The organism is Pseudomonas coronafaciens pv. oryzae str. 1_6, from assembly GCF_000156995.2.
GTDB lineage: Bacteria > Pseudomonadota > Gammaproteobacteria > Pseudomonadales > Pseudomonadaceae > Aquipseudomonas > Aquipseudomonas tremae.
Map to the genome: position 1 here is coordinate 4,440,001 of NZ_CP046035.1, position 12,937 is coordinate 4,452,937.

Here is a 12,937-nt window from a genome sequence, read left to right on the forward strand (position 1 = left end):
GACGAGGGCTTTGCCCGGATCAGGCCCCAAGGCGAAAATCCAGGCCTGATAAACCCACCACACGGGCGCAATACAGGCAGCAATAAAGACCGCCAGACGAAAAAACGGATATCGCATCAATAGTCCTTCCGCAAATCCATGCCTGCATACAAGGAAGCAACCTCCTCCGCATAACCGTTGAACATTTGCGTATCGCGCACGTTAGGGCTGAACAGCCCGCTCGGCAGGCGTCGCTCGCGAGCTTGTGTCCAGCGCGGATGATCGACAGTCGGGTTGACGTTGGCGTAGAAGCCATATTCATTGGCCGCAATACTTTGCCAGGTGGTCTTGGGCTGCTCGCTGACCAGACTGATTCGTACGATGGACTTCACACTTTTAAAACCATATTTCCACGGCACCACCAAACGCAGCGGCGCGCCATTCTGGTTAGGCAGCTCACGTCCGTACATACCCACTGCCAGAATCGCCAACGGGTTCATTGCCTCGTCCAGACGCAGCCCTTCTACATAAGGCCAGTCGATCAAAGCAAAGTCTGAGCGCTGACCTGGCATTGACTTGGGGTCCTCCAGCGTTTCGAAGCGAATGTATTTGGCTTTGGACGTTGGCTCCACCTGCTTGAGCAGCTCAGAGATCGGGAACCCCATCCACGGAATAACCATCGACCAGGCCTCTACACAGCGCAGCCGATAGATCCGCTCTTCCAGTTGATAGGGCTTCATGAAGTCTTCAAGCGCATAGCGCCCCGGCTTGCCGACTTCGCCATCGATCACAACGCTCCACGGCTCGGTCTGCAACGAACCGGCGTTCTTGGCAGGATCACCTTTATCAGTGCCGAACTCGTAGAAGTTGTTGTAGTGAGTCGCGTCCTTGAAAGGCGTGATCGCTTCGTCCTTGACGTTGACTGCCTGCCATTTGGTAGCAGGCAGCTTGTCGGCAAACCACCCCGGAGCCTTGCCCGCCTCCACATCGGCGTAACGGGAAGCGTCAGCTGCACCGGCCCATCGCGGCAATGCCGTGACAGCCAGACCGGCCAGCGAACTGGCAAGCAGCGTGCGCCGGGAAAGGTAGATGGATTCAGGCGTGACGTCCGACTCTTTCGAGTCGGACGCAGAAGGAAGCTTGATTAGCATGATGACTCCGCAGGCCAAAGGAACTGATGCATCAATAGACTACGGAGTATGGTGGAAATCAGATCATTGGCTAGGCCTTACGGCGATGCAATAGATACTGAATCGGTCCGGACAACGCATAAGCGAGGAATATCAGCAGCAGAATGCGCGGTGGATCACTGAAAACCACCGCAAACACCAGCACAACGGCCAGAATTGCTACAAAAGGCACGCGCCCTTTCAGGTCCAGCTCCTTGAAGCTGTTGTACTTGATGTTGCTGACCATCAGCATACCGGCTGCAGCGACCAGCAAGGCCACCAGAAACGACAGCTTGGAGCCTTGAATGCCGAAATCGCTGAATGCCCAGACGGTGCCTGCCACAACACCTGCCGCAGCAGGGCTGGCCAGACCGATGAAGTAACGTTTGTCAGCCTTGCCGACCTGGGTATTGAAGCGCGCCAGTCGCAATGCAGCACCCGCCACATAGATGAAGGCCACCATCCAGCCGACCTTGCCCATGTCACCCAATGCCCAGCCAAACGCCAGCAGCGCCGGGGCGACACCGAAGGCGACCATGTCGGACAGGGAATCGTATTCGGCGCCGAATGCGCTCTGGGTATTGGTCATGCGTGCAACACGACCATCCAGGCCATCGAGCACCATAGCAACGAAGATCGCAATCGCCGCGAATGCGAAATACTTGCTCGCACCGGCGGTATCACCTGCACTCATCGCGCTTTGTGCGCTCATGGAGCTGATGATGGAATAGAAGCCAGCGAACAGATTCGCAGTGGTAAACAGGTTAGGCAGCAGGTAGATACCGCGATGCCGGACTTGCCGGCCTTCGGCGTCATGCCCTTCTTCTACATGCTCATCGATCGGTAGCAGACTTTCAGCGTCAGAGGCCTTGATGGGCTCTTCAGGACGTTCGCTCATGGAGATTACCTTGCAGCGGTATGAAAAGGTTCGACACAGGTCTGCGGCGAGGGTTCGCCAGCAAACAATTGCAGCTTTATACCAGAGCCTGACCCATAACGAAAAAACGCGACCGATTGGCCGCGTTTTTTTGTGAAGCTGAATGCTTAGTTCTTGTCTTTGTCGACGATCTTGTTCGCCGCAATCCAAGGCATCATCGAGCGCAGTTTTTCACCGATGACTTCGATACCGTGCTCAGCGTTGTTACGACGCTTGGCGGTCATCGAAGGGTAGCCGGTTGCACCTTCGGTAATGAACATCTTCGCGTATTCGCCGTCCTGGATGCGCTTCAGAGCGTTGCGCATGGCCTGACGGGATTCGGCGTTGATGACTTCGGGACCGGTCACGTACTCGCCGAACTCGGCGTTGTTGGAGATCGAGTAGTTCATGTTGGCGATACCGCCTTCGTACATAAGGTCAACGATCAGCTTCAGTTCGTGCAGGCATTCGAAGTAAGCCATTTCTGGCGCGTAACCCGCTTCAACCAGCGTTTCGAAACCGGCTTTGACCAGCTCGACAGTACCGCCGCACAGAACAGCCTGCTCGCCGAACAGGTCGGTTTCAGTCTCGTCCTTGAAAGTGGTTTCGATGATACCGGTACGGCCACCGCCAACGCCCGAAGCGTAGGACAAAGCAACGTTCTTGGCGTTGCCGGACGCATCCTGATAAACCGCGATCAGGTCAGGAATACCGCCGCCTTTGACGAATTCGGTACGCACAGTGTGGCCCGGAGCCTTCGGCGCGATCATGATCACGTCGAGGTCAGCGCGAGGCACGACCTGGTTGTAGTGAATGGCGAAGCCGTGGGAGAACGCCAGTGTTGCGCCCTTTTTCAGGTTCGGCTCGACTTCATTCTTGTACAGCTGGGACTGGAACTCGTCAGGGGTCAGGATCATGACCACGTCGGCAGCAGCAACGGCAGAAGCAACGTCAGTCACTTTCAAGCCATGAGCTTCAGCCTTGGCGACAGTGGCCGAACCTTTACGCAGGCCGACAGTGACGTCAACACCGGAGTCTTTCAGGTTGCACGCTTGAGCGTGGCCTTGCGAACCGTAGCCGATGATGGCGACTTTCTTGCCTTGGATGATCGAAAGGTCACAGTCTTTGTCGTAGAAAACTTTCATGGAAATCCCCTGTTATCTTGGCCGTTCAGGCCATTTGCTTAATTGAGTTAGATGCTCAGCACTTTGTCGCCACGGGCGATGCCCGTCACGCCACTGCGTACTGTTTCCAGGATGGCGGCAGTGCCGATGGCCTGAATGAAGCTGTCCAGTTTGTCGCTTGTGCCGCTCATCTGCACGGTATAGACGCTGGCAGTCACGTCGACGATCTGGCCACGGAAAATGTCCGTAGTCCGCTTGATCTCGGCACGCTGCGCGCCAGTGGCCTTCACCTTGACCAGCATCAGCTCGCGCTCGATATGAGCGCTTTCCGACAGGTCGACCAGCTTGACCACTTCAATGAGCTTGTTGAGGTTTTTGGTAATCTGCTCGATCACCTCATCGTGGCCCACGGTGGTCAGCGTCAGACGCGACAGGGTCGGGTCTTCGGTTGGCGCGACCGTCAGGCTTTCGATGTTGTAGTTGCGCTGGGAGAAAAGGCCCACTACACGAGACAGCGCACCCGGTTCGTTTTCCAGCAGCAGGGAAATGATATGGCGCATGATTATGTCCGCTCCGTCTTGCTCAACCACATATCGCGCATGGAGCCGTCCTTGATCTGCATCGGGTAGACGTGCTCGGTCACATCGACCTGAATGTCGAGGAACACCAACCGGTCAGTCATGGCAAACGCTTCTTCCATCTTCGGCTTCAAATCTTTCAAATCGGTGATGCGCATGCCGACATGGCCATACGCTTCGACCAGTTTGACGAAATCAGGCAGCGATTCCATGTAGGAATGCGAGTGACGCGCGCCGTAGCTCATGTCCTGCCACTGGCGAACCATGCCCAGTACACCGTTGTTGAGCAGGATGATCTTCACCGGCAAACCATATTGCAGACAGGTCGACAGCTCCTGAATGTTCATCTGGATACTGCCTTCGCCGGTCACACAGGCAACATGCTCGTCCGGAAAGCTCAGTTTCACGCCCATCGCAGCCGGGAAGCCGAAGCCCATGGTGCCCAGACCACCGGAGTTGATCCAGCGGTTCGGCTTGTTGAATCGGTAGTACTGCGCAGCAAACATCTGGTGCTGACCTACGTCAGACGTCACGTAGGCATCGCCCTTGGTGACTTCGCACAGTGTTTCGATAACTGCCTGCGGCTTGATGACCGTGCCATCGCCACGGTTGTACGGGAACAGATCGCCCGTCCCGCGCCACTCGTCAATCTGCTTCCACCACGCCTCGACCGATGCCTTGTCAGGTGTCTCGCCGATCTCCTTCAGGGTGGCGACCATTTCGGTCAGCACGCTTTCGACCGGACCGACGATAGGCACGTCGGCCTTGATGGTCTTGGAAATCGAAGCAGGATCGATGTCGATGTGGATGATCTTGGCATTGGGGCAGAACTTGCTCGCGCCGTTGATCACCCGGTCATCGAAGCGCGCACCGACAGCCAGAATAACGTCGGTGTGGTGCATCGCGAGGTTGGCCGTATAGCTGCCGTGCATGCCGAGCATGCCGACGAACTGACGATCAGTGCCTGGATAGCAACCCAGCCCCATCAGGGTATTGGTGACCGGCGCATTCAGCAGTTGAGCCAGCTCGGTCAATTGCGCCGAAGCATTGCCCATGATCACGCCGCCACCGGCATAGATGATAGGACGCTTGGCCGCCAGAAGCATCTCGACAGCCTTGCGGATCTGGCCAGAATGGCCACGAACCGCAGGGCTGTAGGAGCGCAGCTTGGCTTTCTTGGGAAAGACGTATTCGAACTTCTCGGCCGGGTTGGTCATGTCTTTGGGGATATCGACAACCACAGGACCAGGACGACCGGACTGCGCCAGATAGAAGGCTTTTTTCAGGATTTCCGGAATTTCCGACGGGTGCTTGATCATAAAGCTGTGCTTCACGATCGGCCGGGAGATACCGATCATGTCGGTCTCCTGGAACGCATCGGTGCCCACCAGCGTGCTGGCAACCTGACCGGACAGAACCACCATCGGAATGGAGTCCATGTAAGCAGTCGCGATACCGGTAATAGCGTTTGTGGCGCCAGGACCCGAGGTCACCAGTACCACACCCGCCTTGCCGGTAGCGCGCGCATAGCCGTCGGCCATGTGCGTGGCAGCCTGCTCGTGGCGAACAAGAATATGGCTCACCGCCGGTTCTTTGAACAGGGCATCGTAGACATGCAGGAGAGCACCCCCCGGGTACCCATAGATATGCTCAACGCCTTCGTCACGCAAAAAACGGACGATCATTTCAGCGCCAGATAAAAGCTCCACGTTGTTCACCTCTAAAACGCCAGAATACCGCCCACTCCGGGACGGGTCTTAATAGGTTTACTGCCAGCAGAGCATGAGCGACGGTGGTCGCCGACTACGTCAGCACTGACTGAGCAAGTATTGGGATGTCCCTGAGTGTTGCGGAACATTCCCACCCAGCGCGAGGTAACGCGTTGCGGGTGTTACAGGTCGGCGCGGATGTGCGCCTCATGATCTACCGAGAGGGTCTGCTTCTGGCAGTCCTTCTACAGCGAACTTTGGATTGTTGTGATTCCCCCCCCTCAAGTCAAGTCATCCGTGCGCTTTCTTGACAGCAAGCCTGTGAATTCGCACCGTTTCGGACTGAAATGCACTGTTATGGTAGTTTTCTGCCTGCACAGACCACTCAAGGACTCGACATGCATTGGATGATTCTCGCCGCCGCACTGGCAATCGGCACGACCAGCCAGGCCGCTTCAATCTATAAATGGGTCGATGCTCAAGGCGTAACGCACTTCGATGCCCAACCGCCAACCGACCAGCAGGTGCAGGAAATAAACGTGCAGACGCCACCGCCCGCAGCAGCGCCAGGCACGCCTTCGGACGACGGTGCAGCGCAGCAACGTGCGATTGACCAGAAAGTCAAAAATCAGGTGAAGGCTCAGGAAGCCCAGCGTGCACAGAGCTGCGAAACCCTGCGCACCAATCTCGCGCAGTTGCAGAACAATCCGCGAGTTCGCGAGCAGGTGGGCGGTGAGTCCAGGCGCCTTACCGAAGATAATCGCAAGACGCGCATAGCGGAAACAGAAAAGGCCATCAGCGAAATGTGCCGCTAGACAGCGTTGTTCAACGAGCGGCGGTGATCAACTGATCGAAACGCGCCAGATGCTGCTGCAACGAGCGGGTCTGGCTCAAACAACCTGCGTAGGTCATTTCAGCCATCTCCAGAATGCCGGAAGCATTGGGCAGCGGCAGGTCGCGTTCGAGGATGACTTTCATCCGCGGCAAAAAGATCCACTGCAACCACTGCGCAAACTCGAGCGTGTCCACACAGAAAGGCTCCTGACTGGACAGCGCTTCTTCGCTGGGCGGCGTGACATCCCACCACCCCAGCGCTCGCAGTTCGCGCTCGATCAACAGCAACTGCTCGGCAACTTCAGGTAAACGCTGGTCCATCAGCGAGCCTTCTGACGCGCCAGCGCAGCACCGGCTGCATCACCCTGCTTCTCGCGAGACTGAGCAATCAGCCCCCACAGGCTGGCCTGAAGGCTGGCACGGCCATTGGCGTAAGTCAGGCCACGACGAGCCAGTTGCTCGGCCTGGGCAGCATCGCCCTGAGCCAGACGTACCTGCGCCAGACGATAAAGCACCTGAGGCTCGCGCGGTGCGACCCGCTGGGCGCGCTCGAGACTGGAAGATGCGCCGTTGAGATCGCCACTGCCCTGCTGTTGCTGAGCGGTGGTAAGCAAGGCCAGCACCGGCCCGTCAAGTTGCTCGTCCTCGGACAGACCGCCGCCACTGGACGGGATGCCAGTCGGCGCGGACGCAGCCGGCATGCTGTAACTGTTGTTCGCCGGAGCAGAGTTGATCGGCGCCTGATTGACCGGAGCGGCATCGGCAGGCGGCGTGTTGACACTGAAAGGTGCCTGACTGGCCGGGGCCGAAAAACTTTCACCAGCACCCGCGCCACCTGCACCACCAGCACCCGGCACCATCACCACGACACCCGAATCCTGTGGCACGGCTTGCGGCTGCTGCTGAACCGGAGCGGTATTGGCCCGGTAAGCGCCATTGCGCGAAGCGGCGACGCGCTCGCTGTTGGACACCTTGGAGCTCGAGTCCACGACCGGAATCGAGCCACGTTCTACACTGGCGCAGCCGTTCAGCAAGGCCAGTGTCGTTAAAGCCGGAATCCACCATTTATTCACTTCAAAACCTCGATTGCCTAGTTCAACCAACCTTTGACCCAGTCCATCACCTCAGTGGCAGGTGCTGGAGCGCCGCCGCATGTTGCGCCCGGCTGGGGTTCACTGCCGCGAATATACGGCATCTGCACTGCATTCGGGCAGCTGGCGTCCGAACCCTGACCAGTCTGTGCATCGACCCATGCCTGAACCACGTTGTCCGGCATTGCCATGTCGAGCGGCAGCGGATTGGCCTTGCGCATGAAGCTGGTCCAGACCTGCAAGGCGCCGGTAGCCCCGGTAAACGGGGTCTTGCCGTTATCGTCACGGCCCATCCACACCACAGCCAGCAGATCCTGGCTGAAACCGGCAAACCAGCTGTCGCGAGAGTCGTTACTGGTGCCGGTCTTGCCCGCCAGATTCAACGAACTCGGCAACACGTTGTAAACAGATTTACCCGTACCTTCGCGCATTACACGCTGCATCGCATTCTGCACCAGGTAAATCGCCCCCGGATCGAAACGCTGCTCGATCTTGAACGGATAACGCTTGAGCGGCTCGCCCTCAGCGGTCAGCACGCTGCGAATGCCGCGCATCGGCGTATTGAACCCGCCACTGGCAATGGTTTGATACATGGTGGCGACTTCCATCGGACTCAAGCCACCCGCCCCCAGCAACATCGACGGATACACAGGCCACTCGCGGGTCACGCCCAGTTTGGCCAGCGTTTTGAAAACGTTCGGGATACCCAGATCAAGGCCCAGCTTGGCAGTCGACAAGTTGTAGGAATGCGCCAGCCCCTGATACAGAAAGATGTTGCCGTGAGATTTGTGGTCGTAATTCTGCGGCTTCCAGATCTGACCGTCGGCGCCCTTGACCTGAAACAGCTCGTCAGCAATCCAGCTGGTCAGCGTGTACTGGCTCGGACGCTCCAGTGCCGTCAGGTAAATAGCCGGTTTGACCAGCGAACCGATCGGCCGTACGGCGTCGATAGCACGGTTAAAACCCGAGAACCCGGCCTCGCGACCGCCGATCAGCGCTTGCACCTCACCGGTTTCCGGGTTGGTGACGACCATACCTGCCTGAACCTCATCCACACCCTTGCGCCCGGCGAGCTTCTTGAACGTGTCGTCCATGGCGGCCTGAGACTTCATCTGCAGGATCGGGTCGAAGCTGGTGAAGATTCGCAGCCCCTCTTCAGTCAAGTCTTCGTCGCGATAGTCTTCCCGCAACTGGCGCTTGACCAGATCCAGAAAAGCCGGGAACGAGCTGTCGGCAAGCGTGCCGGTCTTGGTCACACCCAGTGGCATTTTCTTGGCTGCGGCGACCACTTCCGGCGTCGCAACACCTTGCTGTTCGAACAGATCGAGCACCAGATTGCGTCGTTCAAGCGCTCGCTCCGGGTTGCGGCGCGGGTTGTAGAACGACGGCCCCTTGACCAGCCCGACCAGCATCGCGACCTGATGGATTTTCAGCTCGGACAGCGGCTGGCTGAAGAAATACTGACTGGCCAGACCAAAGCCGTGAACGGCTCGCTGACCGTCCTGGCCGACAAATACTTCATTGAGATAGGCCTCGAGGATTTCCTGCTTGCTGTAATGAATCTCCAGCAGGATCGCCATCATGGCCTCGGTCAGCTTGCGGGTCAGGCTGCGCTCGTTGGTCAGGTAGAAGTTCTTGACCAACTGCTGGGTCAGCGTACTGCCGCCCTGACGCATCTGCCCCTGAGAACTGTTGACCCAGATAGCCCGGGCGATGGACTTGGGTGACACCCCAAAGTGGTGATAGAAGTCCCGGTCCTCGACCGCCACCAGCCCGTCGAGCAGATAAGGCGGTGCTTGATCAAGCTTGATCAGTATCCGGTCTTCGAGATTCTTCGGGTACAGGCCGCCGATCAGCAGCGGCTCAAGCCGCGCCACGGCCAGCTTGGCACCGTTGCCTGAAGAGAGGTCGGCCACGGAGTCGCCGGAAAAACGCACGCGTACCTGCTGAGCGACGTCGGTGCCTTCGTAGAACTGGAAGCCTCGGGTATTGAGGTCGACAGTATTGCCGTTGACCGCTGCTGCGCCAGGGCCATTAGCCACGCTTTCGCGGCGATAGCCCAGCGCATCAAGCTCGATGAGAAAGTCGTCGCGACTGAGCTTCTGCCCGACGAACAGCTCCAGCGGGCGTGCATAGACCTTGGCAGGAATGGTCCAGCGCTTGCCGGAAAACTTCTCCTGAACGATAGCATCAAGATAAATGGCCAGCCCGCCCAGCAGGACCAGGCCGACAATACCAAGCTTCAACGCCCAGCCCAGCCACTTGTGCAGGCTGCGGGGAGGTTGCTTTTTAGGGGAACGAGAGGTGCGGGATCGAGTCATGGGCGCGGATTATACGCACTTTGCCAAGGATCGACAGACGCCTGAGTCAGCGGTTTGCAGCCTCGCGCCAAGCGGCCATAATGGCTGCATCCAGCACTTACATTTTGAACACATTCCTGAAGGATCGTCCGTGAGCCAGTCTTTGATTGCAGCCCTGCAAAACCCTGCCCTCTTCCCTCATCCGGTGGAGAACTTTCAGGTCATCGAAACGCACATTTCGTGGGTTCTGCTGACAGGCCCTTACGCTTACAAAATCAAAAAACCGATGAATTTCGGCTTTCTGGATTTCACCACGCTGGCCCTGCGCGAGCATTTCTGCCGCGAAGAGCTGCGCCTGAACCAGCGCACCACTGACGGCCTGTACCTCGAAGTGCTGGCGATCACCGGCTCGGCCGAAGCACCGCAGCTGGGCGGCGATGGCGAAGTGGTCGATTACGCACTCAAGATGCGCCAGTTTTCGCAGGATGGTTTGCTCAGCACGTTGCAGGCCAATGGCGAGCTGACGACCGCCCACATCGATGAGCTGGCACACCAGATCGCGACATTCCACCTTGAGTCGCCGCGCGTGACCAGTGAAAGCGAGCTGGGCTCACCTGACAGCGTCATGGCTCCAGTCATACAGAACTTTGAGCAGATTCGCCCATTGATCAGTGAAGAAGCCGACCTGGCTCAGCTCGACGCCCTGCAAGCCTGGGCCGAATCGAGCTTTGCCCGGCTCAAGCCCCTGCTGACCCAGCGCAAGGCCGGGGGGTTCATACGTGAGTGCCACGGTGATATCCACCTGGGCAATGCCACCGTGATCGATGGCAAGGTCGTGCTGTTCGACTGCATCGAATTCAACGAGCCATTCCGCAAGACCGATGTGTATGCCGACATTGGCTTTCTGGCAATGGACCTTGAAGACCGGGGTTTGAAATCGTTGTCCAGACGCCTGATCAGTCAATACCTGGAAGTCACCGGTGACTATGAAGGTCTGGAACTGCTCAACTTCTATAAAGCCTACCGCGCCCTGGTCCGTGCCAAGGTAGCGCTGTTCAGTCAAGCCCCGGACGCCGATGGTTTACAGCGTGCGGCGACACTGCGCCAGTATCGCAACTACGCCAACCTGGCCGAAAGCTACAGTGCCATCCCTTCGCCGTTTCTGGTGATTACCCACGGTGTTTCGGCAGTTGGCAAAAGCCACGTGGCAATGCGCCTGGTCGAATCACTGGGCGCCGTTCGTCTGCGCTCCGACATCGAACGCAAACGCCTGTTTGCCGGACGCGATCAGGATATCTACGGCACCGAAGCCAGCATCGAAACCTATGCACGCTTGCACGAACTGGCTGGCAAGACGTTGCGAGCCGGGTTCTCGGTGGTGATCGACGCCACTTATCTGAAGCACGAGCAGCGTGAAGCAGCGGCGAAAATAGCCGAAGCCACCGCCGTACCGTTTTTGATCCTCGACTGCGAAGCGCCACAGGCCGTGATCGCCAGCTGGCTTGCACAGCGTCAGGCACAGAACAATGACCCTTCCGACGCGACACTGGAGGTTATCAAGGCACAGCAAGCCAGTCGCGAACCTCTGAGCGCAGACGAAATTCTGCACAGCAAGAAGGTAGCGACCCACATCAGCGGTGATATGGACAGCCTCGTCGATAACCTGCGCAAGCGTCTGCCTACACTGTAAAACGATGCATGGCCGTTGAGCGGGTAATGCTTCACGGCCATTCGATGATGGCGATATACTGGCGCCATAAATCCAACGCGATCAAGAGGCCGTCATGAGCCAGCCTAAACACATTGACTCACCGCTTTATATGCTGCTGCGCAAGGATGATGTTGAAGGTTTCAATCAGGAGAAACCACGAACCGGCACCATCGATATGGTGGGTGGCGATTTCCGGGGCCTGGACCTGCGCTCGCTGGACACCACAGGTATCGATTTTACCGACGCCTACTTCAGGTCTGCCGACCTGCGCGGTCTGGACCTGCGTAACACACCGCTGGAAGGCGCGAGCATCGCCCACGCGCAGATATCGGGGGTCTTTTTCCCTGCGGAATTGTCAGCTGACGAGATTCTGATGTCGGTCAACTTCGGCACGCGCTTGCGCTATCGCATCCGCTGAGCAGAGTTGATAAAGCCCGTAAAAGCACGGGAAAAGAAACGTTGACATACAAATGAGAATCGTTATGATTATCACATCCAGTCGCGAGACTGGCCGGTAGCCTGAAAGACCTTGGTTCGGACTTTCAGATTATCTCCTCATCAGGCTAATCACGGTTTTTGACCCGGCTCTTTGCCGGGTCTTTTTTTGCCCGCCATTTAGTAACCAGCGGCCAAGACCTCAAAAGCCGCCGCTGTTCAATTGAATCAGTCCCAGTCTCGCCAACAGATCATCCAGCAAGCTTGAGCCGCCCAGGCGCAATCGGCCAGCATTGACCCACTGCGGACCAAACCGGTCAATGGCTAAGGTCATGTAGGAACGCGCTTCGTCAAACGTACGAATACCGCCTGCAACCTTGAGGCCTGCCTGCCCACCGACATCAGCAATTGCCCCCAGCATGATCCGCGCAGCCTGAGGCGTCACATGGGCAGTCGCCTTGCCGGTACCGGTCTTGATGAAATCAGCACCCGCATCGATCGCATCGCGGCAGGCATCGAGGATCATTTGCGAGTCGCGCAGGTCGCCGGTCTCCAGCGTCGCGGTCAACGTATACCGTTTGCCGCAGAGCGATGCGCAAGCCGCCAACAGCTCGATACCAGCCTGCCGATTACCGCCCTGCAATGCGCGAAAGGGATAGACGACGTCAATCTCATCGGCCCCGGACATCAGAGACGCACGCACTTCGGACACCACTGAGGCCATGCTGCCGCTGCCATTAGGAAAATTGACGCTGGCAACCACCTTGACGTCCCTCGCCAGCATCCGGTCCAGCGTGGTACGCGCCAGGCACACAAAGCGAGGCTGCACGCAGACGGCAGCGACTGGCCCGACCGGCGTCCATGCTCGTTGGCAGATACCGACAATACGCTGCTCGGTGTTGTCGGTATTAAGGGCAAACAAGTCCAGCAATCCTATCGCCTGGCGCGCAAGCTGCTCCTCAACTGCTGTCAGTGCTTTCATGGCTTTGCCTATCTGTGGGTATTTACAGAACGGTATACCGCTAGGCCGGCTGATGGGCGCCTAAGCCCTACAGCCAGAAATCAGCTACATAAAGACAGGAAGAATCCGA

Annotated in this window: 13 protein-coding genes (1 of these 13 cut by a window edge); 3 read left to right on the plus strand and 10 right to left on the minus strand. The window is 57.9% G+C overall.

Going from position 1 to position 12,937, the window contains the following annotated elements:
• From msrQ to POR16_RS19945, 6 genes are all read right to left on the minus strand, one after another.
• Positions 1-117 carry the 5' end (the start) of a protein-methionine-sulfoxide reductase heme-binding subunit MsrQ gene (gene msrQ / locus POR16_RS19920; protein ID WP_024690402.1) on the minus strand. The gene continues 516 nt to the left of window position 1, outside the view, so 117 of the gene's 633 nt are visible here — the first part of the coding sequence; it begins with the start codon at positions 115-117; the stop codon falls past the left edge of the window.
• The gene (gene msrP, locus POR16_RS19925; RefSeq protein WP_005895798.1) at positions 117-1,130 is read right to left on the minus strand and encodes a protein-methionine-sulfoxide reductase catalytic subunit MsrP; all 1,014 of its coding nucleotides are present in this window, start codon (positions 1,128-1,130) and stop codon (positions 117-119) included. The genes msrQ and msrP overlap by 1 nt, the downstream gene beginning before the upstream one ends.
• Before the next feature lie 70 nt (positions 1,131-1,200).
• Complete coding sequence (gene pssA, locus POR16_RS19930; RefSeq protein WP_005895796.1) at positions 1,201-2,046, minus strand: CDP-diacylglycerol--serine O-phosphatidyltransferase; 846 nt, start codon at positions 2,044-2,046, stop codon at positions 1,201-1,203.
• A 146-nt stretch (positions 2,047-2,192) separates the two neighbouring features.
• Positions 2,193-3,209 carry a ketol-acid reductoisomerase gene (ilvC, locus tag POR16_RS19935; protein ID WP_005895790.1) on the minus strand — a complete coding sequence of 339 codons (1,017 nt, stop codon included), beginning with the start codon at positions 3,207-3,209 and terminating at the stop codon, positions 2,193-2,195.
• 47 nt (positions 3,210-3,256) lie between these two features.
• Positions 3,257-3,748, minus strand: coding sequence for an acetolactate synthase small subunit (gene ilvN / locus POR16_RS19940; RefSeq protein WP_005895788.1), 492 nt, complete (start codon positions 3,746-3,748; stop codon positions 3,257-3,259).
• Between the two features lie 2 nt (positions 3,749-3,750).
• Positions 3,751-5,475 (minus strand): acetolactate synthase 3 large subunit, encoded by a 1,725-nt coding sequence (locus POR16_RS19945; RefSeq protein WP_005895786.1) that lies wholly within the window; start codon positions 5,473-5,475, stop codon positions 3,751-3,753.
• A 398-nt stretch (positions 5,476-5,873) separates the two neighbouring features.
• Here POR16_RS19945 and POR16_RS19950 point away from each other — a divergent pair, with 398 nt between their 5' ends.
• Complete coding sequence (locus tag POR16_RS19950; protein ID WP_005895784.1) at positions 5,874-6,290, plus strand: DUF4124 domain-containing protein; 417 nt, start codon at positions 5,874-5,876, stop codon at positions 6,288-6,290.
• Positions 6,291-6,300: 10 nt separating this feature from the next.
• Here POR16_RS19950 and POR16_RS19955 read toward each other — a convergent pair whose 3' ends face one another.
• From POR16_RS19955 to mrcB, 3 genes are read right to left on the minus strand one after another with little or no spacing between them, the layout of a single operon-like run.
• Positions 6,301-6,630 carry a YqcC family protein gene (locus tag POR16_RS19955; RefSeq protein ID WP_005895782.1) on the minus strand — a complete coding sequence of 110 codons (330 nt, stop codon included), beginning with the start codon at positions 6,628-6,630 and terminating at the stop codon, positions 6,301-6,303.
• A complete protein-coding gene (locus tag POR16_RS19960) occupies positions 6,630-7,343 on the minus strand; it encodes a tetratricopeptide repeat protein (RefSeq protein WP_005895781.1) in 714 nt (237 codons plus the stop codon). Before POR16_RS19960 ends, POR16_RS19955 begins: the two co-directional genes overlap by 1 nt.
• Before the next feature lie 56 nt (positions 7,344-7,399).
• On the minus strand, positions 7,400-9,721 hold the full coding sequence (gene mrcB, locus POR16_RS19965) for a penicillin-binding protein 1B (protein WP_005895779.1): 2,322 nt from the start codon (positions 9,719-9,721) through the stop codon (positions 7,400-7,402).
• A 130-nt stretch (positions 9,722-9,851) separates the two neighbouring features.
• Between mrcB and POR16_RS19970 the strand changes: the two genes are divergently transcribed.
• Complete coding sequence (locus tag POR16_RS19970) at positions 9,852-11,390, plus strand: bifunctional aminoglycoside phosphotransferase/ATP-binding protein (RefSeq protein ID WP_005895777.1); 1,539 nt, start codon at positions 9,852-9,854, stop codon at positions 11,388-11,390.
• Positions 11,391-11,484: 94 nt separating this feature from the next.
• On the plus strand, positions 11,485-11,829 hold the full coding sequence (locus POR16_RS19975; protein ID WP_005895773.1) for a pentapeptide repeat-containing protein: 345 nt from the start codon (positions 11,485-11,487) through the stop codon (positions 11,827-11,829).
• Positions 11,830-12,048: 219 nt separating this feature from the next.
• Here the strand turns inward: POR16_RS19975 and deoC are convergent, their stop codons facing one another.
• On the minus strand, positions 12,049-12,828 hold the full coding sequence (gene deoC / locus POR16_RS19980; RefSeq protein ID WP_005895770.1) for a deoxyribose-phosphate aldolase: 780 nt from the start codon (positions 12,826-12,828) through the stop codon (positions 12,049-12,051).
• Positions 12,829-12,937: the final 109 nt, after the last annotated feature.